20 protein-coding genes, 1 tRNA gene and 1 other RNA gene (1 of these 22 only partly in view) are annotated in these 23,866 nt (G+C 58.1%); 20 read left to right on the top strand and 2 right to left on the bottom strand.

The genetic code is table 11. The features are described from left to right. Window positions 1-8: 8 nt before the first annotated feature. The gene (locus J3U87_RS10895; protein WP_237383066.1) at window positions 9-734 is read right to left on the bottom strand and encodes an ABC transporter ATP-binding protein; all 726 of its coding nucleotides are present in this window, start codon (window positions 732-734) and stop codon (window positions 9-11) included. Between the two features lie 308 nt (window positions 735-1,042). Here J3U87_RS10895 and J3U87_RS10890 point away from each other — a divergent pair, with 308 nt between their 5' ends. Continuing rightward, on the top strand, window positions 1,043-2,074 hold the full coding sequence (locus tag J3U87_RS10890; RefSeq protein ID WP_237383065.1) for an aldo/keto reductase: 1,032 nt from the start codon (window positions 1,043-1,045) through the stop codon (window positions 2,072-2,074). A gap of 49 nt (window positions 2,075-2,123) precedes the next feature. Here J3U87_RS10890 and J3U87_RS10885 read toward each other — a convergent pair whose 3' ends face one another. After that, the gene (locus J3U87_RS10885; RefSeq protein WP_237383064.1) at window positions 2,124-5,063 is read right to left on the bottom strand and encodes a response regulator; all 2,940 of its coding nucleotides are present in this window, start codon (window positions 5,061-5,063) and stop codon (window positions 2,124-2,126) included. Between the two features lie 630 nt (window positions 5,064-5,693). Here J3U87_RS10885 and rnpB point away from each other — a divergent pair. The 19 genes from rnpB to trpE all read left to right on the top strand — a co-directional run. After that, an RNA gene (gene rnpB / locus J3U87_RS10880) (RNase P RNA component class A) lies at window positions 5,694-6,086 on the top strand. A 204-nt stretch (window positions 6,087-6,290) separates the two neighbouring features. Further along, the gene (locus J3U87_RS10875) at window positions 6,291-7,364 is read left to right on the top strand and encodes a 3-dehydroquinate synthase (protein ID WP_237383063.1); all 1,074 of its coding nucleotides are present in this window, start codon (window positions 6,291-6,293) and stop codon (window positions 7,362-7,364) included. Between the two features lie 49 nt (window positions 7,365-7,413). After that, window positions 7,414-9,252 carry a tetratricopeptide repeat protein gene (locus J3U87_RS10870; RefSeq protein WP_237383062.1) on the top strand — a complete coding sequence of 613 codons (1,839 nt, stop codon included), beginning with the start codon at window positions 7,414-7,416 and terminating at the stop codon, window positions 9,250-9,252. Window positions 9,253-9,498: 246 nt separating this feature from the next. Next, entirely contained in the window at window positions 9,499-10,035 is a 537-nt protein-coding gene (locus tag J3U87_RS10865; protein WP_237383061.1) for a hypothetical protein, read from the top strand. 33 nt (window positions 10,036-10,068) lie between these two features. Further along, window positions 10,069-10,926, top strand: coding sequence for a 4-(cytidine 5'-diphospho)-2-C-methyl-D-erythritol kinase (ispE, locus tag J3U87_RS10860; protein ID WP_237383060.1), 858 nt, complete (start codon window positions 10,069-10,071; stop codon window positions 10,924-10,926). A gap of 179 nt (window positions 10,927-11,105) precedes the next feature. After that, a tRNA-Gln gene (locus J3U87_RS10855) sits at window positions 11,106-11,180 on the top strand. A 119-nt stretch (window positions 11,181-11,299) separates the two neighbouring features. Further along, the gene (locus J3U87_RS10850; RefSeq protein WP_237383059.1) at window positions 11,300-12,247 is read left to right on the top strand and encodes a ribose-phosphate pyrophosphokinase; all 948 of its coding nucleotides are present in this window, start codon (window positions 11,300-11,302) and stop codon (window positions 12,245-12,247) included. Between the two features lie 109 nt (window positions 12,248-12,356). After that, the gene (locus J3U87_RS10845; RefSeq protein WP_237383058.1) at window positions 12,357-12,965 is read left to right on the top strand and encodes a 50S ribosomal protein L25; all 609 of its coding nucleotides are present in this window, start codon (window positions 12,357-12,359) and stop codon (window positions 12,963-12,965) included. A 27-nt stretch (window positions 12,966-12,992) separates the two neighbouring features. Then, window positions 12,993-13,625 (top strand): aminoacyl-tRNA hydrolase, encoded by a 633-nt coding sequence (pth, locus tag J3U87_RS10840; RefSeq protein ID WP_237383057.1) that lies wholly within the window; start codon window positions 12,993-12,995, stop codon window positions 13,623-13,625. Continuing rightward, window positions 13,591-15,747 (top strand): sodium-translocating pyrophosphatase, encoded by a 2,157-nt coding sequence (locus tag J3U87_RS10835; protein ID WP_420038264.1) that lies wholly within the window; start codon window positions 13,591-13,593, stop codon window positions 15,745-15,747. The genes pth and J3U87_RS10835 overlap by 35 nt, the downstream gene beginning before the upstream one ends. A 108-nt stretch (window positions 15,748-15,855) precedes the next feature. Beyond that, a complete protein-coding gene (rpsF, locus tag J3U87_RS10830) occupies window positions 15,856-16,236 on the top strand; it encodes a 30S ribosomal protein S6 (RefSeq protein ID WP_237383055.1) in 381 nt (126 codons plus the stop codon). Between the two features lie 11 nt (window positions 16,237-16,247). After that, window positions 16,248-16,628 carry a 30S ribosomal protein S18 gene (gene rpsR / locus J3U87_RS35260; RefSeq protein WP_420038263.1) on the top strand — a complete coding sequence of 127 codons (381 nt, stop codon included), beginning with the start codon at window positions 16,248-16,250 and terminating at the stop codon, window positions 16,626-16,628. A 100-nt stretch (window positions 16,629-16,728) separates the two neighbouring features. Beyond that, complete coding sequence (locus J3U87_RS10820) at window positions 16,729-17,139, top strand: DUF6677 family protein (RefSeq protein ID WP_237383054.1); 411 nt, start codon at window positions 16,729-16,731, stop codon at window positions 17,137-17,139. Then, window positions 17,136-17,330 carry a hypothetical protein gene (locus J3U87_RS10815; protein ID WP_237383053.1) on the top strand — a complete coding sequence of 65 codons (195 nt, stop codon included), beginning with the start codon at window positions 17,136-17,138 and terminating at the stop codon, window positions 17,328-17,330. Before J3U87_RS10820 ends, J3U87_RS10815 begins: the two co-directional genes overlap by 4 nt. Before the next feature lie 101 nt (window positions 17,331-17,431). Then, window positions 17,432-18,793, top strand: coding sequence for a methylenetetrahydrofolate--tRNA-(uracil(54)-C(5))-methyltransferase (FADH(2)-oxidizing) TrmFO (gene trmFO / locus J3U87_RS10810; protein ID WP_237383052.1), 1,362 nt, complete (start codon window positions 17,432-17,434; stop codon window positions 18,791-18,793). Window positions 18,794-18,968: 175 nt separating this feature from the next. Next, window positions 18,969-20,708: a signal peptide peptidase SppA gene (sppA, locus tag J3U87_RS10805; protein WP_237383051.1), complete on the top strand. Its 1,740-nt coding sequence runs from the start codon at window positions 18,969-18,971 to the stop codon at window positions 20,706-20,708. A gap of 43 nt (window positions 20,709-20,751) precedes the next feature. Further along, window positions 20,752-21,342, top strand: coding sequence for an exosortase/archaeosortase family protein (locus J3U87_RS10800; RefSeq protein ID WP_237383050.1), 591 nt, complete (start codon window positions 20,752-20,754; stop codon window positions 21,340-21,342). 60 nt (window positions 21,343-21,402) lie between these two features. Further along, a complete protein-coding gene (locus tag J3U87_RS10795) occupies window positions 21,403-22,035 on the top strand; it encodes a hypothetical protein (RefSeq protein WP_237383049.1) in 633 nt (210 codons plus the stop codon). A 544-nt stretch (window positions 22,036-22,579) separates the two neighbouring features. Then, window positions 22,580-23,866, top strand: the 5' portion of a protein-coding gene (trpE, locus tag J3U87_RS10790; RefSeq protein WP_237383048.1) for an anthranilate synthase component I. The gene runs 186 nt beyond the window's last position; 1,287 of the gene's 1,473 nt are visible here — the first part of the coding sequence; the start codon lies at window positions 22,580-22,582; its stop codon lies off the right edge, out of view.

The raw sequence follows: 23,866 nt of genomic DNA, 5'->3' as shown, positions 1-23,866 counted from the left end.
ACCGGCACCTACCAGTGCAACTGATTGGGTTTCGCCTTGTGGGTATTGCGTTCCTGTTGAACCATTCGACCGTCGGCCATGTGAAGAATGCGGTCGGCCATTTCGGCAATGGCCTTGTTGTGTGTAATGACCACCGTGGTCGTGCCCAATTCGCGATTGATGCGTTCCAGCGCTTCCAACACGACGATGCCGGTCTTGATATCCAGGGCGCCGGTCGGTTCGTCGCAAAGCATGATCGACGGTCGCTTGGCGATGGCCCGGGCGATGGCCACCCGTTGTTGCTCACCGCCGGAGAGCTGGGAGGGGAAGTGGTCCATGCGATCTTCGAGGTGGACCAGGGCCAGGGCTTCTTCGGGCTTCATGGGTTGTTTGGACAGCTCGGTGACCAACGAGACGTTCTCGCGACTGGTCAGACTGGGAATCAGGTTGTAGAACTGGAAAATGAAACCCACGTTGTGACGTCGGTATTGGGTGAGCTCGTGTTCCTCGGCGCGGGTCAGATCCCAGTCGCCGTACAGAACCTTGCCGGAACTGGGTGTGTCCAGGCCACCGAGGATGTTGAGCAGGGTCGATTTGCCGCTCCCTGAGGGGCCGAGAAGGACGGTCAATTCCCCTTCGTACAACTCCAGGTCCACGCCGCGCAGGGCTTGGACCTGAACTTCACCCATGTCGTAGGTCTTGGTGAGTTGGTGAACTTGGAACACGGTGGCGGGAGGAGCTTGGCATTCTTGCACTTTGCACACTCCAAAAGATTCGCGATCGAAGAAGGTTGTTGGTCACTGAAGGGAGGAGATGTGTCGATGGATGGGCTATCCTACCGCAACAGGCGAAAAAAATCCGACGACAGGCCCGTCATTTTTGAAAAGGTTACGTGAAATCCCCGCGTTTCGGTTCAAAGGATGGCCCTCCTCTGGAAGTCGCGCATTTCGAGTCCCTTTTTCCATGTGAGAGGGCGCAATCTCCGGTTTTTTTGACCGGCTGAAAGTCGAAGCTTCTTTATAATGTTTCCATCGCCCTATTTCAATCGGCCCACGGAGGCAATGTGAAGTACAACCGTTTGGGTTCTTCCGACCTGGAAGTCAGCGAAGTATGCCTGGGTACCATGACGTTCGGCCAGCAGAATACCGAATCCGAAGCTTTCGGGTTGCTGGATGTGGCCCACGACCGTGGGGTGACCTTTCTCGATTCCGCGGAGATGTATCCCGTACCGGCCCGAGAGGAGACACAGGGGCGATCCGAAGCCATCATCGGCCAATGGTTGGCCGGTCGCGATCGCAGTCGTTTCGTGGTCGCCACCAAGGTGATCGGTCGATCGGGCATGCAATGGATTCGCGATGGCGGCGGACTGGATCGAGCCCATATCGAGGCCGCGGTCGAGGACAGCCTGCGTCGGCTCCGTACCGACTACATCGATCTGTACCAGCTCCATTGGCCAGATCGGTACGTGCCCAAGTTCGGCGGTGCCTTTTTCAACCACGACGAGTATTACGAAGGCACGCCGATCGAGGAGACGGTGGCGGTCCTGGGTGACTTGGTCCGGGCCGGCAAGATCCGCCACTACGGACTCAGCAACGAAACACCCTACGGTGTCTCCCGGTTCTCACGCGCGGCCGAAGCTCTCGGCGTCGCCAAGCCGGTGACGATTCAAAACGCCTACAACCTGTTGAACCGCACCTACGATCTGCACCTGGCCGAGAGCTGCCATCACGAAGGTCTGCAGTTGCTGCCCTACTCGCCCTTGGCCTTCGGTCTGTTGACGGGCAAATACCTGGGCGGAGCCAAACCGAAGGGCACGCGGTTCCAATTGTTTCCGTTCTTCGGGGCGCGCTATTTGAAGAAGGTCAACAAGGACGAGGCCATCGCGGCTTATCTGGAAGTGGCCGGCGAGAAGAAGTTGACCCACCTGGCGCTTCAGTTCTGTCGGAGTCGCAGCTTCGTGGCCTCCACCATCATCGGTGCCACCAGTCTCGATCAGTTGAACGAGAACCTGGACGCTTTCGAGGGCGAGCTGAGTTCCCACGAACTGCGCGGCATCCTGAAAGTGCACCGAAAATACCCCAACCCCTGCGTGTGAGGCGGCCCGCAGGTTTTCACCGTGAGGGCCGGGAAGGTCTCGTTTCGTTTCAGTTTTCGACGAGCTCTTCCTTGTGGACCACGAGTTCCTTCAAACCCGCTTCCAAAACACGTCGTGCATTGCCCAACTGCCTGCGTAGCGCGTCGCCGGTCTCCCGTTCGCCCGCCAACTCCGAAGTCAGCTCCTCGCAGCGCAGGTGCACGTCCTTCAGGCGGCCGATCTCCTGTTCGAGATTGACGATCTGGGCGCGAAGCTCCGAGCTGGTCTGACGTTCTCCGGCCAGCTCGTCCTGCAGTTGTTTCTTGACGTGGGCAACCTCTTTTTCGTGTTCCGAAAATTGACGAGTCAAGCTGTGCTGGAGTTCGGCCTTTTCGCCCTCCAGTTGTTCGCGTGCCTGACGTTCGCCCGCGAGCAGGTCCTGGGTCGCCCGGTTGTCCTGCTCCAGTTTCGCCACCTGGTTTTGATAGGCCTCTTCCAGCTTTTTGAGTTGCGATTCCCGTTCGCCGAGTTTCTTCTCCAGCGATTCGCCCCGATCCTGTAGGGACCGGTTTTCGCGCAGCATTTGGTCGTGCTGCTTTTTCCACGCGTCTTCCTGGCGGTCCTGATCTTCCTTGAGCTTCGCCCGGGTGCTGTCGAATTCCCCGTTCAGGCGTTTCAGTTCGGCGCGGTGGTTGGACTGGAGATTGCCGATTTCGATTGCGTGTTCCTCGGCTTCCTGTTTGAGCTTCTTGGCGCGTGACTCGGCCAGTTCCTTTTGGCTGTAGAAATTGGATTCCACCTGGGAAAGGCGGTCGGTGAGATCGCTTTCGCGATTGCGGTGTTCCTCTTTGAGGTTGGCCAGCGCGTCTTCGTGTTTCTCAATCGACTTGCTGAGTTCACCACGCGCGTGATTTAGCTGTATTTCATTGTCTTCTAGCTGTTTGCGCAGTTTGTGAAGCTCTTCGGCGTGAACTGCGCCTTCGTTTTTGCGCGCCGTTTCGCTGTTGTGCAACTGGTCGCGCAGCACGTCCGCTTCCTTGCGAGCCTGGCTGAGCTGTTCGCCGCGCTCTTCCTGGTCGTTTCGCAGCTTGTCGCGTTCCTTCTCCAGTTCCGCGATCTGGACCTGGTAGGTCGTGTTTTCCTGACGTGCGGCGTCCAGGTAGGCTTCGGAAGTGGTTCTCGATTCGTTGGATTGCTGGAGTTCGCTTTGCAGGTTGTCCAGCTTCGCGCTCAGGTCCTGAAGCTCGAAATCCGTGGTGCTCTGGAGGTCGTCCAGCTTCTGACGGGTTTGCTCGAGTTCTCGATGTTTGTCGTCGCGGTCTTTGGTGATTTCGTCCAGAGAGTTGATCAGCGCATCGTAGTTTTCCTGAAGTGACTGATAGGCTTCACTTTGATTACCCAGATCCCGCTGGGTTTGGGCCAGTCGATCACCGAGGCCCTTTTCCAGTGCCTCTTTCTCCTCGCTCATGCGATCCAACGAGGCCTGCAACTCCTGGCACTTGTGGAACAGAGTCTCCACATTGCCGTCTTTTTCCATCATGCTGGATTGTGCTTCGTCGAGCGACTGCTGTAGTTGCTCGTTTTCGCCTTTGGTCTGGGTGAGCTGGGATTGGGTGTCCTCCAGCGTCTGGCGCAGTTCTTCCGCTGCCTGCATATGGCCGCCGGCCGCTTGTTCGGTCTCCACCAGTTTGTGCTTCGACTCTTCCGCCTCCTGGCGCAAGTTGGAGAGCTGGCTCTCCAGGCCTTGAATCTGATCGCTGCGTTCGTTCAGCAGGTCTTCGTGGCGCTTCAATTCGTTCTGGAGGCGGTTGATCTCTTCCTGGCCGTGGCGCGAGTCCTGGGTTTGGTTCTCCAGTTCGGTTTCGGCCTGGTTGGCGCGGTGTTCCGTTTCCTGCAATTTACTTTTCAGGGATTGAACCTGATCCTGGGCCGATTCAAGTTCGGCTTTGACGGTTGCGGCCGACTGCTCGTCGTCGCTGTGGCGACGTTCCAGATCATCGTGATTCTTGCGCAGGATCTCCAGCTCGGAGCTGGTCTTGTGATGGTCGGTGAGGAGCTGGTCGTATTCCTCCTGCAACCGGTTCTTCGAGCTTTGCAGCGTTCCCAGCTTATCGCCCAGGTCGCCCTGCGAATGCTCCGTGGCACTCAATTCCGTTTCGAGCTTGACGATTTGATCGCGCGCGGAGTCCAGTTCTTTGCGACGCGTTTCCAACTGATCGCGTTGCTCTTCCAATTGGGCGGTCAATTTCTCGCGTTCGCGGATCTCGTCTTCGAGTGCGTTCTCGCGCCGGGCGGCGGCCTGTTCCAGTTGGCCGATGCGCGTTTTCAATTCGTGGGGATCGTCCTCGCTCTGGGTTCGATCCAGTTCGTTCTGCTGAGACGAGAGTTGGGACTTCAGGTCCTCGATCGTCGTCTGGGCTTCTTTGAGCTCTTTCTTCTGGCGTTTGTGTTGTTCCAGAAAGGGTTTGAACCCCTTGGCTTCTTTGCGCAGGTAGTCCAGTTCGCGGGCCTGCCCATCCAACTGCTCGCGTAATTGCTGGATTTCGTCGGAGTCCCCAGCGGGTGCGGGCTCTTCGATGATTACCGATTCCAGCGGCATCGTCTGGATGGCCTGGCTGTGGGCCGCGTCCAGATCCCAGCCGGTGATGTCGGCGATCGCGTCCAACAGTTCCGAGGGTCCTATCGGTTTGGAGAAATAGTGGTTGGCGGCGAATCGCAGCCTGCGGTGTTTGTCGAAGAAGGCCTGCTGATCCTGCTTTGCCGAAGTGAATATCAACCCGATCGATTGGGTGGTCGCGTTTTCGCGAAGGCGCCGGCAAACCATATAGCCGTTCATGTCGGCGAGTTCCTCGGCGAGGATGATGGCGTTCGGCTGTAGGTTGGCGGCCATGGCGACGCCTTCCATGCCCTTGGGGGTGTAATGGAGTTCCACGTCGACGACTGCCAAGGCTTGCTGGACCTGTTGATGAAAGGCGGCGTTGGAATCGATCAGGAGAATTCGATTGACCATAAGCATCTCCGGAGTTGCAGATAAGAACCGCCACATGGTGGCAGGGCAGGACATTTTGAATAATGATCATTCAATTCTATTGTGTTCCCGGAAATGAATAAACCGTTTTGCTGGAAAAACGCAGCTCACAGTGGGAACGAATTTCTGCGGGCCTGATGGTTGGCGGAGGGCCCGTCAGTTTCTAACGATATTATCGGGTGTGATTCTCAGTGTAGTCTAGGCACTAGGTGGTTCTTAAAAATTGGATTGCAGCACGGTAAAAATGGATACCTTTCGGGCTGGAGTCAGTTAATTGAAACGCGCGACGGTGCCACAATACTCAAATACGACCAACTTAACACGATCGTGGCCGGCGTGTATGTGATCCCCGCCGCGCAATGACGCCCGAACGCATTAGCCGACGCGGCTTGGGGCCCGTTTCGCGAGGGGCGTGTCATCAAAATCGCGGTCTCGACACCTCTTGGGGAAACGCGGCCGTCCGGTTTGCCTCGGGTCGCGTTCCGTTCGCGATCCATTTAATTAATGTATGGATACCCTTGAAGGCGGCATCGCGCGGTGCCGAGAGAAACCATGCGATTTCTGTGAGGGCCGGCTGGCCCTGGCGATTCGGATCTGGTATCCTGGCCGACGCGGGATTTTCGGGTTGTCGCGGTGTGGGCCTTTCCGGCCCCCATCGAGGAAAGTCCGAACTCCACAGGGCAGCATGCTGGTTAACGGCCAGGCGGGTGAAACCGACGGCAAGTGCAACAGAGAGTAGACCGCCAACCCCCGGGTTTCGATTCGGGGCGGTAAGGGTGAAAGGGTGGTGTAAGAGACCACCAGCACGGGTAGTGATATTCGTGGCTGGGTAAACCCCATGCGGAGCAAGACTAAATAGGGAGACACGAGACTTCGGTCTCAGGGAGTGGCCCGCTCCCGGTTTCCGGGTAAGTCGCTAGAGGCAGTGAGTAATTGCTGTCCCAGATGAATGGCAACCGGCTCGTTCGCGAGTTACAGAATTCGGCTTATAGAAAGTCCCGCACCTTTCTCTCCCGATTCCAGTTGGCCGGCGCTCGATTCTTCGGCCCGGTTTCACTCAGGCGTCGATCGGCAGACATGACGCGTTATGAAAGATAAGATGGGGTCCCCCGATCCTTTTCGTTCTATGATTAGCCAGAACCGGGTGGCGCCCCGGTCCGCCCGGGCCGATCGATCGGTGTCGCCGTATCCGCTTGAGGGGGGGCAGCTTTGATCCTTCAACAGTTTCACGTGAACCAATCCTGCATCTCTTTCGGTCATGCCTGCTTTGCGGAAGCGTTGACCGCAACGCCACTCGATGCGTACAGCACCGTGTTCGCGGTCAGCCAGGCCAACATCTGGGATTTTCACGGCCAGGCCCTGCGCGCGGTGCTGCCGCCCGCCTTCCAGGATCGTCACCTGTACCTGATGCCCGATGGCGAAGCCACCAAGAACTTGGAGACCTTCGGCAAGCTGATGGAATGGCTGGCCGACCACAAGGCCGACCGCCACAGCCTGCTTCTGGTGTTGGGTGGCGGTGTCGTCGGTGACCTGAGCGGCTTCGTCGCCTCCTGTTACATGCGCGGGATGGACTGGATCTACGTACCCACCACGCTTTTGGCGCAGCAGGACGCTTCGATCGGCGGCAAAACCGCGGTCAACCTGCCCCACGGAAAAAATCTCGTCGGCCATTTTTGGGAGCCGCGGGCCGTGATCATCGACAGCTCGGTATTGAGCACCTTGCCCATCCGTCAAATCCATGCCGGCTACATGGAATTTCTCAAACACGGCATGTTGGACGGGCCCGAACTACTGGCAAAGGCGATGGATCTACCGGTGCAACCGGAACGCTGGCAGGACCACATGGCGGTGCTGGCCGAAGGGGTGGCGGTCAAGGCGCGCATCGTGCGTGAGGACCCGCTCGAGCGCGGCAAACGACGTCTGCTCAATCTCGGGCACACGTTGGGGCATGCTTTGGAAAGTTATACGCGCTATCAGTGTTTCCTTCACGGAGAGGCGGTCGGGATCGGCCTTCTGTTCGCGGTCCTGTTGGGTCGACGCCTGGGCGGTCGACACGAATGGCGTGGTCTGGCCGAAACCGTGCGTACGCGGTTACCCGGTTTCGACCCGCGTGCCTGGGATCGCGAGGCCGTTTTGGATCTCACCCTGATCGACAAAAAGGGAGTGGCCGGTCAGATCCCCTGGATCGTGCCCTTCGCACCTGGTGAGATAGAAATCGTCAAAGGTGTGGATCGGCAGCATCTGGTTTCGGCCTACGACGAGTTGGTGGAGCTTTTGTCCTAAAGGAATCCGGCCGGAGGACGTTCAGAGCGGTACGCGAGAGGCGGTGTTCATGAGGCAGGCGTTGATCGATATCCCGGGACTCGGGCTGTTGCGGTTCTGGGCGGCGTTGTGCCTGATGAGCGGTTTTTGCTCGGCTTGGGCGTCGCCGCTGGTGGCTGCCCCGATGCTTGCGGGGCCCGAGGTGGCCGTTCACGAAGTTCGGGAAAAGGTTTTGGGGCTGTTGCTCAAGGCCGAATATGCGCGTCAGTTGGGTGATTTGGACATTGCCGTCGCCTTTGCCGAAGAGGCCGTGCGGATGGCACCCGACAGTCCCGAGGCGGTGCACCAGCTCCTGATCTTGGGCCTCGAACGCCTCGAACAAGGCGGTCCCTTGGAAACCTCGGATCAGGCTTCTTTTCTCGCGGATCTCAAGTCGGCCATGGATCGGTTTCCTTCGGATTACCGCTTTCCACTCATGATGGGTTCGCTTCTGGTAAGCGAAGCGCGATGGAGCGAGTTCACCGAGGCGGAGGATCCTGAGCTTCTGTTGCGACGCGCGATCACCCTGCTCGAGCCGATGGAAGACGCCGTCAACATTCTGTTGGACGCCTATTTCGATCTGGGTCGTTGGTTTTGGAGTAAACAGCGTTTCATGGATGCGTCGCGGGCCTTCGCGTGGGTTTGTGAAACCGATCCCAACAATACCTGGGCCTACTATTACGCCGGGCAGAGTTTCGAGAACACCAACCAGGTGCGCACGGCCCTTCGTCACTATCAACGCTTTCAGCGCCTGCGCATGGAAGAGGCCTGGCCAGGCAAGCCGCCCGTGGATTTGAATGTCGCCTTTCTCGAGGCATTGCTCGAACCTGCCGAGGACAACGTCGAAGAACTTTCGATGCTCGGCTCCAACACCCGCTTGCTGATCCAGGTCGCCTTGCGCTTCCTGCGGGTGGAGCGCTTCCAGGTGGCCCTGCAGGTCCTCGAGTTCTTGCCGTGGCAGGAACGCAGCCACGATTATTTCCGCTATCACATCCACGCCAACATGGAGCTCGGCAATTATTCGTTCGTGTCGCTCCGGGCCATGACCGCCCTCGACGATCCCAGTCGGGAGCACATGAAGTCGCTCTTTCTGGAGCACGCCCTCGAGGCCTCGTTTCTTTTGAAGGAGTGGGCCCAGGTCATGGAGCTCTATCGCGAGCACCAGACGGAGGTGGAGGCCAATCCCAGTTGGTTCCTGTTGGCGGCATTGGCGCAGGTCTTGTCCGGAGAGGGCGATCCCTTGCTTCAGACACTCATCGCGAGTGACCCCACCAACAACTACCTGCGCAACATGAAAGAGGATATCGAGTGTTTGGGAGCCCTGCCCATCGCGGTGCGCAACGGCATGGATCACTTCCTGGCCCGCGAAGACTGGGCCGGTGCCATGCAGTTGGTGAACGATTTCTATCCCGAGTACGATTTGCCGGACTACCTCAAGGAAAATGTCGCCTACACCTGGATTCTCAGCGGGCGCCCTGCCAAGGCCTTCGAACTCTACGAGTCGCTGATGGTCACACAGCCCAACGACGTATCCATTCGCAACAATTTCGGTTACTTTCTCGGTGATGCCGGCGAACAACTGCCGAGGGCGGAGGCGCTGGTGCGCTCGGCCCTGTCCGAGCAGCCCGAGAACTCCTCGTACCTCGACAGCCTGGGGTGGATTCAATTCAAGATGGGCTTGTTGGAAGAGGCGGAGGCGACCCTGCGTCAGGCTCTGGAACTGGAGCCCGACGACGCCGAAAAGCTCGATCACCTCGGGGAAGTGCTGATGGCGCGGGGCAAACACGAAGAGGCGTTTGCGTGCTGGAGCAAGGCGATGGATATATCCGGAAGCCATTTCTTTCGTCTGTTGGACAAGCTCGATCCCTGAGACCGGCTGCGGACGCACGGCGGCGAAGACGGTTTGCGCTCGTTAAGATCGGCCTCGGGTGATCCTTCTTCTATTATGTATGGGCTGGCGCACCGGGAACTGTGAGAACATGAATGGGTTCTTCCGGCGCTCGTGCCGGTCGAAATCGAGGAAGGGGAGAGTTCGGCCGTTTCCCTTTGGGTCGCGAAAACGCGCGACCCTTGGCGTGTTTCGCGGCCCGGTCGTCGCCCCCCGTTTCGGAGTCATATGTTTTACCTTTTACCGCTGTTGTGGTTCGCGGATCCCCTGCCTTCCCTGCTTCAGGTCACCTACGATTTCGAGTTCAAGGGGACCGAACGCCGCGTTTCGGCGCAATTGGCCCTGCACAAACTGGAGGACGGCCGCTTTTCCATTCATTGTCGCAAAGCCCCGTCCGGTACGCTGTTCACCTATTGGGCCGAACCGGAGCGCGATGTGTTGACCCTGCCGAAAGACGACCTGGCCTTCGTGGGACCCGCCGGGCAAGCCGTGCGTTTGTTTCCCGACGGACCCTCGCTCCATCGCGACCAGTGGCTCGCGCTGCTCGTGGAAGGCATCTGGCCGGGCCATCCGGCCTGGGATTTTTCTCGCGATGATAAATGGTACGTCCTGAACCACCGCGAACAGGAATGGACCATTCGCTGGCGCGTCAAACGCATGAAGTACAAGAACCGCTACTCCAAACGGATTTTGGAAGCGCGCCTGAGCGATCGGCTCGAGATCAAGCCCCTGGGAGATTTGGAGCTCTATTGGCATTTGGACTGACCGGGCTTCGTGCAGGGTAGGGAAGGAGCATTCATGAGACGCGAGTGTCGCGCCAAGATCAATCTGTTTCTCAAGGTGTTGGGTCGTCGACCGGACGGTTATCACGAGTTGTGGACGCTGTTTCAGGAAATCGATGTGCACGACACCCTGGTCTACGAGCCCGGATCCGGTGAGCTGGAACTGGAAATCGCCGGTGCCGCGCTGGGGGCCGTGGAAGAAAACCTGGTGTTCAAAGCGGCGCGACTGTTCGGCGACCGGCTGGGTCGACCGATCGGCGGTCGCTTCTCGCTGCGCAAGCGAATTCCCGCCGGAGGTGGTTTGGGTGGTGGCTCTTCCGATGCCGCCGGCGCCCTGGCTCTTCTGAACGAGGCCCACCAATACCCCTTCGGTCACGAGGATCTGCGGGCCATGGCCTTGACCCTCGGCGCCGATGTTCCCTTTTTTTTGGAAGGGGGCATGTGCGAGGCCCGCGGCGTGGGCGAACGCCTGCGACCTGTCGTGCACGAGCTGCCTTTCGACGGGGGATTTCTGCTGATTCCCGATTTTGGTGTGCCCACCGGGCCGGTGTTTCGCGAGCTGGCGGCGGGTCCCTCGGATCCAGCCCACGAGAATGCGGCTCCCCATGCGGTACCGGCGATCGGTGAGAACGACCTCTTCGCCCCCGCTTGCCGGCTCTTTCCCCGATTGGCCGAAATCCGTGAAGCCTGGCCCTGCCGCGAAACCGGGGAATCGCTTTTCATGACCGGCTCCGGATCCACCTTGGTGTGGTTCACCGATCGATCGCGACTCGACCGGGAACAGGAGGCGATTGCCGCCCGTTTTGATCTCAAAACGGTCCCGTTTCGACGCTGGCCGAAGCCCGCGGATCGCCAGTCAGGCATTGGGCGCTAAGGGTTTTCAGTCACTTGCCGAAAACCGGTGTGGGAGCTTCGGTTCAATCATGAGGAATTTATGAATCTTTTTTTGAATAAAGTGTTGACGCCTTAGCACTGTTTCAGGCATTATACGCGTCGTGTGATCGCGAAGGTGATCTATCGGGTCTAAAACACGGTTTTTTGATTAAAAAAAGTTGGGGAGTCGCCAAGCGGCAAGGCAGCTGGTTTTGGTCCAGCCATTCGAGGGTTCGAATCCTTCCTCCCCAGCCATTTTTATTTTAGGTGTGCGTTGATGCTGGCCATCCCGATAGACTGTTGCGCTTTTTCCTCACATTCCGGGAACAGCAGGCGACGTTGATTTTTGGCATTTTTGAGAAGGAATGGTTTTCATGAAGCACCAGGCTGGCGAGCTTTTGTTGTTTTCGGGGACGTCAAGCCCCGCCTTGGCTAAAAAAATCGGCGATTCCATGAACGTCGAGATCGGCGAGATGGAACTGGGCCGTTTCAAGGATGGCGAGGTTTCTTGCCAAGTTTGCGAGAACGTGCGCGGCGGCGATGTTTTCATCGTGCAGAGCACTTGCAATCCCGTCAACGACAGTTTGATGGAGCTGCTGATCGTGCTCGATGCGTTCAAGCGCGCTTCCGCTTCGCGGGTCACCGCGGTCATTCCTTATTTCGGTTACGCCCGCCAGGATCGCAAAGACAAGCCGCGGGTGCCCATCTCCGCAAAGCTGGTGGCGGATCTGTTGTTGACTGCCGGAGCCAGCCGCGTATTAACCATGGATCTGCACGCCAATCAGATCCAAGGCTTTTTCGATATTCCCGTGGATCACCTCTACGCCTCGCGCGTCTTGCTGGAGCACATCCAGCGACTGGAGCGCAATTTTGTCGTGGTGGCCCCGGATGCCGGCGGCGTCGAGCGCGCACGCGCGGTGGCCAAGCGACTGGATGCCAGTCTGGCCATTGTCGACAAGCGTCGTGAAAAGGCCAATGTATCCAAAGTGATGCACATTATCGGCGAAGTTCGCGGGCGCGATTGCATCATTATCGACGACATCATCGACACGGCCGGTACGTTGACCCAAACCGCCCAAGCCTTGGTAGACGCGGGCGCAACCAGCGTTTACGCCGCCTGTTCCCATCCCGTTCTTTCGGATCCGGCTGCCGAGCGTATAGAGAAATCGGTTTTGAAAAAGGTTTTTATCACCGATTCCATCCCCTTGCGGGAAGATCTTCCTTACCGAAGCAAACTGGAAGTGGTCTCTATTGCCGGCCTGCTTGGCGAGGCGATCATTAGGATTCACGAGGAAAGCTCGATCAGCACTCTGTTCGACTGACGCTGACGGGCCCTGGTGACCGAAACGGCTGAGTCGAGTCCACATAGCGATCGGTGACCGGCTCACGGTACCCATATACAGATAAGGCAAAAGTGAGGGAGATCCCAAAATGACCAGTATTCCTGAAATCGTTGTCTACCCCCGAGAGATGCTGGGGAAAGAAGAAACCAAGCGCCTCAGAAGACGCGGCATGGTTCCCAGCGTCGTTTACGGCATGAACGTCGATCCCAGCCCCGTTTCGGTCGAGCCCAAAGTGCTCGGCCATATCATTCATTCCGAAAAAGGTTTGAACTCGGTTGTCAACCTGCGGTTGGAGAACAGTGAGCAAACCCGTCACGTCATGATCAAGGACGTGGACCGTCATCCCGTGACCGGTCGCATGATCCATGTGGATTTTATTCGCATCGACATGGAGAAGGAAGTATCCGCGACCATCGAAATCGTCGTTTCCGGCACGCCCACGGGCGTGAAAGAGGGCGGTGTGCTGAACATCGTGCGTCACGATATCGAAGTGGCCTGCCTGCCCAAGTTCCTGCCAGGCGCCCTGAAGCTCGATGTTTCCGAGCTTGGCATGGACGACGCCATTCGGGTTGCCGATCTTCCCAAGTTGGAGGGCGTCGAGTATCGCTTGGATGAACGACGCGTCATCGCCGTCGTCCACGCGCCCGACAACAAGGGCGACATCGATGAAGAAGATGAAGAGTCCGCTGAAGCGTAAGGCTCTCGCCGCTTTATGGAACGTCGATTGATTGTTGGCCTGGGCAATCCGGGCCACAGCTATGTCTGGACCCGGCACAATGCCGGGTTTCTATGGCTTGACCGGATGATGGCGCGCCTCGGTGCCGAACCTCAGGCCGGTTCCGTCGAATATGACCTGTGGTCCTGCGAAAAAGGGCAACAGGTCATTTTTTTTATGAAGCCTCTGACCTACATGAATTTGAGCGGACAAGCCGTGTCCTCTTTTTTGCGGCGCATTCCGCTCGAACGCGAGGCTATACTTATCGCATACGATGACGTGGCATTGCCGCTGGGCAGGATTCGGCTTCGGCCTTCCGGATCGGCCGGTGGCCAAAAGGGTATGCGCCACATCATCGAGACGCTTCAGACTTCCGAGATTGCTCGACTCCGTATCGGTATCCAAACCCCGGCGATTTCTCAGATGCCTTTGGTCGATTACGTCCTCGAACGTTTTTCCGAGGACGAGTTGGCCGTCGTGGGAGACGTGTTCGATATCGCCGTGGAGGCCGTGACGGCCTGGTTGGACGGCGAGCAGCTCAAGGATGTCATGAGTCGCTTCAATCCGAAGGCCGCCGATGTTTCTCGCATTGAGGGAAGCCGGAAACATGAGCCCAGATTGGGAGGAGAAGAAATTGAATAGTAGTACATTGCTGTATTTGTTCCCCGCTGCGGGTTTGGTCGCATTGGGGTTCGCCTGGTTCAAAGCGATGCAGGTGAACAAGGAGGAAGTCGGTACCGAGAAGATGGCCAAGATTGCCGGTCACATTCGCGAAGGTGCCATGGCTTTCCTCGCTCGTGAATATAAAGTATTGTCCGCCTTCGTTCTGGTCGTCGCCATCTTGCTCGCTTGGCAAAACGCCAGTGATTCCGAATCCAGCGCGCTCATCGCGTTGAGCTTCATCGTCGGTGCCCTGTGCTCCGGCTTTGCCGGCTTTTTCGGGATGCGTATCGCCACCGCCGCCAACGTGCGTACCTCCAATGCCGCGCGCACCAGCCTCAACAAGGCGCTGGGGATCGCGTTCGGCGGCGGAACCGTCATGGGTATGTGTGTGGTCGGTCTCGGCATTTTGGGACTCGGCTTCCTGTTGTTGCTGTTTATGCCCGAAGGTTTCGCCGTTTTGGGCGCCGATGCGAGCCTGTCCAAGGTCGTCCGCGTGGTGACCGGATTCTCGATGGGTGCTTCCTCCATCGCGCTGTTCGCGCGTGTGGGCGGTGGGATCTACACCAAGGCCGCCGATGTCGGCGCCGATTTGGTGGGTAAGGTCGAAAACGACATTCCCGAGGACGATCCGCGTAACCCGGCCACCATCGCCGACAACGTGGGTGACAACGTGGGTGACGTGGCCGGCATGGGCGCCGACCTGTTCGAATCCTACGTCGGCTGCATCATCGCCGCGATGGTCATCGGTTCGGTCTACCTGACCGATGCCACCCAGGCCCTGAATTCGGTGTTCCTGCCCATGTCGCTCGCTGCGGTGGGCATCGTCGTCTCGATCGTCGGTACTTTCCTGGTACGCACCTCCGAGGGCGGTAACCCGCAAACGGCACTCAACATCGGCACCCTGACCGCCGCCGTTCTGATGACGATTCTTTCCTACTTCATCATTCAACAATTCGTCGGCGAGGGCTTCCAGTTCGCCAACTTCGAAGATCCGGTCACGACCATGGATCTGTTCCTGGCCACGCTGGTCGGTCTGGCCGCGGGTCTCGCCGTCGGCTTCACCACCGAGTACTACTGTGCCAAGAACAAGAGCCCGGTCAACGAAATCGTCGACAGCTCCAAGATGGGGCCCGCGACCAACATCATCTCCGGTCTCGGGGTGGGCATGCGCTCTACCGCGCTGCCCGTGATCTACATTGCGGTCGCCATCGGGGTCTCTTTCCACCTGGCCGGGATCTACGGCATCGCCATCGCCGCCTTCGGCATGCTCTCCACCACCGGTATCCAGCTCGCCGTCGACGCCTACGGCCCGATCGCCGACAACGCCGGCGGTATCTCCGAAATGAGTGAGCTGCCGCCCGAGGTTCGCGAGCGCACCGACAACCTCGACGCCGTCGGTAACACCACCGCCGCCATCGGTAAGGGTTTCGCCATCGCTTCGGCCGCTCTGACCGCACTGTCCCTGTTCGCGGCCTTCCGCGCTGCCGTCGAAGCCAAAGTCGGCGGTGGTTTCAAGCTCGAACTGGATATCACCAATCCCCAAGTCACCATCGGCCTGTTCCTGGGCGGCATGCTGCCGTTCCTGTTCTCCGCCATGGCCATGAAGGCCGTGGGCCTGGCTGCCAACGAAATGATCGAGGAAGTTCGCCGCCAGTTCCGCGAGATCAAGGGCCTGCTGGAAGGCAAGGCCGAGGCCGAGTACGCCAAGTGCGTCGATATCTCGACTCAGGCCGCCATTCGCCAGATGATTCTGCCCGGTTTGATCGCCGTCGTGACCCCCGTGCTCGTCGGCTTCCTGGGCAGCCCGCAGATGTTGGGCGGACTCCTGGCCGGCGCCACCGTGTGCGGCGTCTTGATGGCCATCTTCATGTCCAATACCGGCGGTGCATGGGATAACGCCAAGAAGCAGATCGAGGAAGAACCCAAGGATAAAAACTCGGCCGGTGAGCAGATTGCCGGCAAGGGATCCGAAAAGCACAAGGCTGCCGTGATCGGCGACACCGTGGGCGATCCGTTCAAGGACACCGCGGGCCCGTCACTCAACATTTTGATCAAGCTGATGTCCGTAGTTGCGGTTGTCATCGCTCCCCTTTTGGGATAGAATGGAGGCCTTTGCCAAAATGGGCGCTGCGCCCAGCGGCGCCCGTGTTCCTCCGTAACCACTCGGGAATACAGCTTTTAAATTCCGTCTGGAGGCATTTTCAGTCTAATGAACACCTATGAGTCTGTTTTTATCTCGGCACCGACCGTGGCTCCCGAAGCTTACGAACAGTTGGTCGGTCATTTCGAGGAAGTCATCACCAAAAACGGTGGGACTGTACACAACACCATTCGCTGGGGACGACGCCAGCTCGCTTACGAAATCAAGAAGTTCCGCGATGGGATCTACACCATCTTTGAAATGGAAGCTCCCGGCGACATCATTAAAGAGTTGGAGCGCCAGTACCGTTTGAATGAGTCCATCATCAAGTTTTTGACGGTCAAAACCGAGCGCAAAAAGAAATTGATCCAAAAAGGCACTGCAAAGCGCCAGGCCAAACAAGAAGCGCGTCAGAAGCGCAAGGCCAGAAAAGCATCTTCGGATAACTAGGAGAAGGTTTAATGAGTGAAGTTGCCAACCGAGAGGCAAGACCCGCCGCTGGCGGTGAACGTCACGATTCCCGCGGCGGAGAACGCAACGATCGCCCACCTCAGGGGGGCCGTCAAGGCGGTGGTCGTCCCGGTGGACCCGGCGGTGGTCGCCCCGACCGTCGCGGCAAGCGCAAGTTTTACTACCGGAAGCGCAAGTTCTGTAAGTTCAAGGCCGAGAAGATCGACTACATCGACTTTAAGGATGTGGAATTGCTTCGCAGCTTTACCCCGGAGCGCGGCAAGATCGCACCTCGCCGTCAAACGGGCACCAGCGCCAAGTTCCAGCGCATGTTGGCGACCGCCATCAAGCGGGCGCGTCACATCGCCCTTTTGCCGTACACTACCGATTAATGCAGCGCCGGGAATGCGGGTGACCCGCGTTCTCGGGCGGCGCGCTAGGGGATCGAGAGCCATTTCTTGATTCCCCTATCGACGTTTCAGGGAGCTTTTCTTGGCTGAGCGTGAAGAATTGATGCCGCGTTACGATCCATCGCTGGTACTAGCCCCGCAAACGCTGAAGAATTGTTTTTTGGCCTGGTTGGTTCCCGGACTTGGTTATTGGTTACTCGACCGCAAGAAATCGGCGGTTCTCATTTCGGTCTGTCTCTATACGGCCTACTTTTTTGCGTTTCTCCTGGGTGGAGATCTCTACGAGCTGACGACCGAAGGCAAGATCCGCATGTTGGGCACGATTTGCCAATCCGGCATGGGGATTCCCTACTTCCTGGCGAAGTTGGGGTTGGATCGCGGATCCCCGCTCAACGCGTCCTACGATTACGGAACGACGTATTTCCTGATCGCCGGCATGATCAATTGGCTGGTGGTCATGGATATCTTCGACATTTCGGTGAAGCGAAAATGAGTCAACAGATCGTTGTTTACAAAGGTGTCACGGTTCAAGCCGTCGAGCGCTCGGGGAAGCGCATTCGCATCCAGAGCCGCAATCCGGCCGACGCCCAAAAAGTGGGGCTCACCTTCAAGGACCTCGAGGGTGGCGTCGCCGTTTTCGAGGCATGGGTCGAGGAAGACCAGCTCGTCGCGGTGGACGTTTGAGCGACCGATCCCATCGCGCGATGCGACTGGTATCGAGTCTCGGACCCTGATCATTTGACCCTTTCGGTCGCCCGCTTCGGGCGCCGAAGCAGGAGTTGACGTTGTCTCAACCAGTAACCATCATCGGAGCGGGGCTGGCTGGAACGGAAGCGGCCCATCAATTGGCGCGCCGTGGCATTGCCGTTCGCCTTTTCGAGATGCGCCCGAACGTGGACACCGATGTTCACAAGACCTCCGACTTCGCCGAGTTGGTATGCAGCAACTCCCTGCGATCGGACGATCCCTTTCATCCGGTCGGCCTCATCAAGCGGGAAATGGCCGGATGGGATTCGCTCGTCATTCGCGCCGCGCGGGCGAGTTCGGTACCTGCGGGGAGCGCCTTGGCCGTGGACCGCGAGCGCTTCAGCCAGGTCATCACCGAGGCGATGAACGAAAACCCGCTCATCGAAATCGTGCGCGAAGAAGTCGCGGCCATACCCGACGGACCGACCATCCTGGCCGCCGGTCCCCTGTGTTCCGATGCCCTGTCCAAGGATCTCTACCGGTTCGTGGGCGACGACGCCCTTTACTTCTACGATGCCATCGCACCCGTCGTCGAATACGACTCCCTCAACTTGGACGTCGTTTTTTTTCAGTCTCGCTATAACAAAGGCGGTGGCGCGGATTACCTGAACATTCCTCTCGATGAAGAAGCATATCTCGAATTTCATCGGAGTGTCGTCACCGGCGAACGCGTAGTGCCTAAAAAGCACGAGAAAATGATCTTTTTCGAGGGCTGTTTGCCGATTGAAGTGATGGCCGATCGCGGTGTCGATACCTTGCGATTTGGCCCGATGAAGCCAGTGGGACTTGTCGATCCTCGTACGGGTCGGCAACCATACGCCGTCATTCAGTTACGCCAGGACAATTTTGCCCGCTCACATTGGAACCTCGTCGGTTTTCAGACCCAGTTGAAATGGGGCGAGCAGAAGCGCATTCTATCCGCCCTGCCCGGCATGGAAAAGGCCCGATTCGTTCGTTACGGCATGATCCACCGCAATACCTACGTGGACAGTTCCAAGCACCTCAAACCCACCCTGCAGTTTCGGAAGCGCCACGATTTGTTCCTGGCCGGCCAGATCAGCGGGGTGGAGGGTTACGTGGAATCGGCCGCCTCCGGACTGATGGCCGCCATCCAGATGAGTCGCTTCCTCGCGCGCAAGCCCATGGTGCCTTTTCCGGCGACTACCGCCATGGGTGCGCTGGCCCACTACGTTTCCTTCGAAGGCCATGACAAACTGAACCCGGTGAATATCAACTTCGGCATTATGGCGCCTTTGGTTCATAATCGTCGTATGAAGAAGAAGGAAAGAAGACTGGAATACGTCCGCCGCGCCGTTCGAGATATGAACACTTTTGCCGCCGAAATGGAGCAACAGCCGTTCGAGATGCCGGATTACGAAACGGTGAAGCAAGCCGGATGATCGTTTTTGGTGAGGAAGGCCTACCTCGGAGCCGATGGCCCAAGCTGCGAGAGAACCGTTCCGTCACCACATTGCCAGCAGGTAGGGGGAGTCGATGAGCCATCCAGAAACGCCAGCAACGCCCAAGCCCCGACCGCCGCGCCCAGCGCCACGGCCGAGGAAAAGCAAATCGATAATGCCCTTGTTATTGGCCGGAACCTTTTTGATTCTGCTGATGGTGATCGGTGGCGCCAGCATCCTGCTGCTTACCTTTCCGGGCAAGAAGCCGGTCAAGGTCAAGGCCAATACGGTCCTTCGCTTGAACGTGGGTGGCCTGATTCCCGAGTACGAGCCACCGTCGCCCTTTCAGGCTTTCATGGAAAAGCAGCCGGTTCATTTTCACGCGCTCGTGCGCGGCATCGAGCGCGCCGCTTCGGATCCGAAAGTAGAGGGCATTCTTCTCCAGCTCGGCCCTTCCAATTTGGGATGGGCCCAGGCCGAGGAAATGCGCGATGTGCTCGCCGCGTTTCGCGCAAAGGGCAAGTGGATCGTCGCTTTCGGCGAGCTCTGGCAGGAGCGCGAATACTATCTGGCCAGTGCCGCGGACGAGATTTACATGGTTCCCGAAGGCGTCCTGCTGCTGGACGGCTTCATGTCGCGCACCAGTTTCTATGCGGAACTTCTCGAGAAGTTCGGCGTGCGAGTGCACGTGGAAGCGTTCGGTGAGTACAAGTCCTTCGCGGATGCCTATCGCCGCACCGAGATGAGCGAGGCCAACCGCGTGGCGATGACCGCCCTGCTCGAAGGACTCGAATCGACCTTCCTGGATGCGGTTCACGACGGGCGCGGTATCGAGGTCGAAGACCTGCGCGGAATGATCAACACCGGGATTTTCGACCCCACCACGGGGGTGTCCGAGGGTCTTCTCGACGGCTTGAGATACCAGGACGAGGTGGAGGCCGGCCTCGCGGAAAAACTGGGATTGAACGACGACGCCCGACCGCATTTCGTGTCGGCCGGAAGTTACGCGCTCTCCAACGGCGTCCTCGGATTTGGGGGTGGGCCCTCGATCGCGGTCATCTATGCCCGCGGCAGCATCCAGTCCGGCAGCCAGCGCAAGGGCTTTTTCGGCGATGACGTGGTGGCTTCCGCCGATTTCATTCGTCAGCTCGAGGCGGCCAGGGAGAACGACAACGTCAAGGCGATCGTCCTTCGCGTCGATTCTCCGGGCGGGTCACACCTGGCCAGCGATGTCATGTGGCGCGAAATCCAACGGACGAGGACCGAATTCAAGAAGCCCGTCATCGCTTCGATGGGGACCGTCGCGGCCAGTGGCGGCTACTACATGGCCATGGCCTGCGATGAAATCGTGGCCCAGCCCACGACCATCACGGGTTCCATCGGCGTCGTCACCATGCGCGTGGATTTCCAACAGCTCTACGAAAAGATCCTGGTCAACGTCGAGGTTCTGAAAACGGCCGACAGTGCCGATTTCTTCGATCCTCATCGGCCGCTGACCGAAGCGGAGATCGAAGGGTTCCGCACCCGCACCCGCCAGGCCTACGAATCGTTCGTGCAAAAGGCCGCCGACTCGCGCAAGCAGATGTTCGACACTTTGGAGCCCAATGCCCGTGGCCGCGTGTGGTTGGGGCGCGACGCTCAGGAACGCCAGTTGGTCGACCACCTGGGTGGCCTGGATCGCGCGGTCGAGATCGCCGCCGACAAAGCGGGGCTGGATTCCTACGCGGTCATCAATTATCCTTTGCAGGATGATTATTGGAGCTTTCTCCAGGGGCAAGGAGTTCAAACGCGCGCCCAAGTATTTCGCGATATACTGCCCCGGGAAGTCCGTCTCGTTTGGGACCTGTTCGCCGGCAAGACCGATGGGCAGTGGCAGACCCTCGCGCTCATGCCGTTTCAAGTGGATATTCAGTAAATCGTTAAATCAGTAAAAACATGAAAACACCAGGTGTGGTTGTATGATCAGTCAGCAAGAAAAACAGAGCAAATTTCAAGCGTTTCTCAAGGATTATCGCCAGGAAATCAAATTTGTTCTGATATTCACCATCGGTTTGATCGTCTCTTTCAAACTTGTCTACAACGAGAAGGTCGCCGAGCACGTGATCCTGCCGATTACGGTCGCCGAAACCTATGTGGCGGCCAAAGTACTCGGGGTGATCGGGTTTCCCAACGAGCAGAAGGGGAACCTCATCAGTTCCAAGGATCCCGCCACCAAGTATTTTCGAATGGAAGTCCGCAACAACTGCAACGGCATCTACGAGTCGATCGTGTTTCTGATGGCCTTCATCGCCATTCAAATCCCCTGGTGGCGCAAGATGGGCTGGATGCTCGTCGGCTTGACCCTGTTCCACACGGTCAACCAAATGCGTTTGGTGAGCCTCTTCATCATCGGGTCCAACTACTCCAGCGAGACCTTCGTGTTTTTCCACGAGACCTTTTGGAACTACGCGCTCGTCATCATGACCCTCGGCATTTTTATCTTTTGTGCGCATCAGGTGAGCAAGTCGCCGCTGGTGGAAACCGAACCGGATGGACTGCCGGCCAAGTGATTGTGCGTGCCCCATGGATGTGATTGAATAACTGGATTTTCCTTTTCTTAGGGTCAAAACATGAATAGAGATCAACTGTACCAACACCTTCCCCTTTTGATAAAGCGCTTGTTCACATGGGGATTGCTTGCGTCGACCCTATTTTTGTCGTTTTGGTATTTCGGTGGCCTCAATCTCTGGGGCCCCTTCGTTTCCGTGCCGTTGAAGATGGCCTGGTTTCTGGGTGATATCCAATTTCAGTCCGGTAGCACCGAGTCCGCGGCATTGTTGATGGACGTGGTTCTCGAACATGGCGGTTCCGCCCAGCTCAAATTCCCCATCAACCTTCTCAACATGAGCGTCGTCGAGGTCATCACCCTGCTGGCCCTACTCCCTCGCGAGAATTGGAAATCGTTTTTTCGGCTGGCCGCCTGGTGTTTTCTCTTCACTTGGATGTACCACTGCTTTCACGCCTCGCTCCAGCTCTACCAAATGAAAATCGGACCCGATCTGGCCGGTCAGGTGGGCATGTTCTGGGAACCGACCACCTGGTACACCATCGTGGAGAACGTCGCGGCGTTCGATACCTTCATTCTCCGCTATTGGGCCGGGTTCCCCATTTTCGGTTTGGCCCTCCTGGTCGATCATTTGGTGTCCACCCGCCAGCCCAAACCGGCTCCCAAAAAGAGCGGTAAGCGACAAGCCGCCAAATAGCATTCGCGTCCCGAAACGGTGCCGTACTTTCGTTTCTCGTGCGACGGCTCGCGGCTCCGATCGGCCGAGTGAAGGCCGATGACACGGCTTCGGTGTCGCGCGCTTTCCTGGACAGGCAGGCGCGGGCGGCCCGGGTTGTTTCGAGATTTCCGTGAGGGTTCCGTGTGATTCTCGAGAGCGCGCCCGCAACCTCGACCGATATGCGGACGATCCCTCGCTCGTCGTATCGGCCAGCGGATGTTCACGACGGTGTGGTCCCGCCGGCGGTGTCTTAGGTGGCCCGATACCCGGGGCGGTTCACGTTCGGTGTTTTACCGATCTCACCCGCGATCTGCTTGTGAACAAGTAAATGACTGTATCGAGGTGGTTTGAACGAGCCGGCATGGTGAGGTCCGCGAGTTCGCCGAGCCAGAAGACCCGGCGTGCGAGGGGGCAATGTTTGCATTTCTCGAGGGGCACTGGCTAGAATGGGCCCCAATTTCTTTTGCGCTTGTTGTGATCGCCTGCTCGACAATTTTCATTTTCAGGATAGGGCTACCCAAACATGAGTCAAACACAAGTTCAATTGCCTGCCGATTGCCGGATGGTGAGCGTTTCCGCCAAGTTCCGCATGGATTGCGAAACGCCCGTTTCCCTCTACCTCAAACTGGCCTACGAAAAATCCGATGGATTCATTCTCGAAAGCGTGGAACACGGCCAACACAGTGGTCGCTACAGTTTCATCGGTTGGGATCCCTTGCTGAAGATTTCCTACGCCGCACCCCACTTCAAAGTGTGCGGCATCGTGGATGTGGCCACCGATACCGACGAGCCTCTGGCAGCGATCAAGACCCTGATGGAGCGCATCGTCATGGTGGACGAACAGGACATTCCCAATGCGCGCGGCGGCCTGGTGGGTCATTTCGGCTACGAGTCGATTCGGCTGATCGAGGATATCGGTCCACGCAAACCGGATGCGGCGCCGTGGATCTACTTGATGATGCCCAAGTTCCTGCTGATTTTCGATCATCTCAATCACGTGGTGACGCTCATCTGCCATCAGGTCGTGGCAGGTGACGAAAGAGCTGCCCGGAATCTGGCCCACGTCCAGCTTCAGGAGGCCCTGACCAAAATCAAGGTGTTCAGCGTGGCCAACGACGCCATGCCGGTCACCACCGAAGGTGTCGATTGGTCCAAGTGGCAGTCCAACATCACCGATGAGGCCTTCCGGGCCATGGTCCAAACCGCCAAGGGCTACATCCTCGAGGGCGACATCTTTCAGGTGGTGTTGTCGCGTGCCATTCGACGGGACTTCCCGGCCGATCCCTTCGCCATCTACCGCGTGCTGCGGCAAATCAATCCCAGCCCCTACATGTTCTACCTTAAACAGGAAGGCCGGGTCATCGTCGGTGGATCACCGGAGTCGCTGGTGACTCTCGATCAAGGATTGCTCACCACCAAACCGATCGCGGGTACCAGGCCGCGCGGCTCCGATCTGGAATCCGACTTGGCCTTGGAGAAAGACCTGCTCGCCGACCAGAAGGAGATCGCCGAACACGTGATGCTCGTCGATCTCGGACGAAACGACCTGGGGCGTATCAGCGAGTCCGGCAGCGTTTCGGTACCGCGGTTCATGCAGATCGAACGCTACTCCCATGTCATGCACATCGTTTCCATCGTACAGGCCCGCCTCAAGGCGGGACTTCACGCCGTGGACGCCATGATGTCCGTCTTCCCCGCCGGTACGCTTTCCGGTGCGCCGAAAATTCGCGCCATGCAAATCATCAATGAAATGGAACCCGAATCCCGTGGCATCTACGGCGGGGCGATCGGATTCCTGGATTTCAACGGC

The organism is Sulfidibacter corallicola, assembly GCF_017498545.1.
Taxonomy (GTDB): domain Bacteria; phylum Acidobacteriota; class Holophagae; order Acanthopleuribacterales; family Acanthopleuribacteraceae; genus Sulfidibacter; species Sulfidibacter corallicola.
The sequence above is the reverse complement of the archived record's forward strand: the minus strand, read 5'-3'. Positions and strand labels throughout refer to the sequence as shown.

What these genes read in the sequence shown, in the direction of transcription:
- J3U87_RS10800 (WP_237383050.1), top strand. Translation starts at nt 20,752, where the DNA reads ATGATCAGTCAGCAAGAAAAACAGAGCAAATTTCAAGCGTTTCTCAAG.
- rpsR (WP_420038263.1), top strand. Translation starts at nt 16,248, where the DNA reads ATGAGTGAAGTTGCCAACCGAGAGGCAAGACCCGCCGCTGGCGGTGAA.
- J3U87_RS10870 (WP_237383062.1), top strand. Translation starts at nt 7,414, where the DNA reads ATGAGGCAGGCGTTGATCGATATCCCGGGACTCGGGCTGTTGCGGTTC.
- sppA (WP_237383051.1), top strand. Translation starts at nt 18,969, where the DNA reads ATGCCCTTGTTATTGGCCGGAACCTTTTTGATTCTGCTGATGGTGATC.
- J3U87_RS10885 (WP_237383064.1), bottom strand. Translation starts at nt 5,063, where the DNA reads ATGGTCAATCGAATTCTCCTGATCGATTCCAACGCCGCCTTTCATCAA.
- J3U87_RS10815 (WP_237383053.1), top strand. Translation starts at nt 17,136, where the DNA reads ATGAGTCAACAGATCGTTGTTTACAAAGGTGTCACGGTTCAAGCCGTC.
- J3U87_RS10845 (WP_237383058.1), top strand. Translation starts at nt 12,357, where the DNA reads ATGACCAGTATTCCTGAAATCGTTGTCTACCCCCGAGAGATGCTGGGG.
- J3U87_RS10850 (WP_237383059.1), top strand. Translation starts at nt 11,300, where the DNA reads ATGAAGCACCAGGCTGGCGAGCTTTTGTTGTTTTCGGGGACGTCAAGC.
- ispE (WP_237383060.1), top strand. Translation starts at nt 10,069, where the DNA reads ATGAGACGCGAGTGTCGCGCCAAGATCAATCTGTTTCTCAAGGTGTTG.
- J3U87_RS10865 (WP_237383061.1), top strand. Translation starts at nt 9,499, where the DNA reads ATGTTTTACCTTTTACCGCTGTTGTGGTTCGCGGATCCCCTGCCTTCC.
- rpsF (WP_237383055.1), top strand. Translation starts at nt 15,856, where the DNA reads ATGAACACCTATGAGTCTGTTTTTATCTCGGCACCGACCGTGGCTCCC.
- J3U87_RS10795 (WP_237383049.1), top strand. Translation starts at nt 21,403, where the DNA reads ATGAATAGAGATCAACTGTACCAACACCTTCCCCTTTTGATAAAGCGC.
- J3U87_RS10835 (WP_420038264.1), top strand. Translation starts at nt 13,591, where the DNA reads ATGAGCCCAGATTGGGAGGAGAAGAAATTGAATAGTAGTACATTGCTG.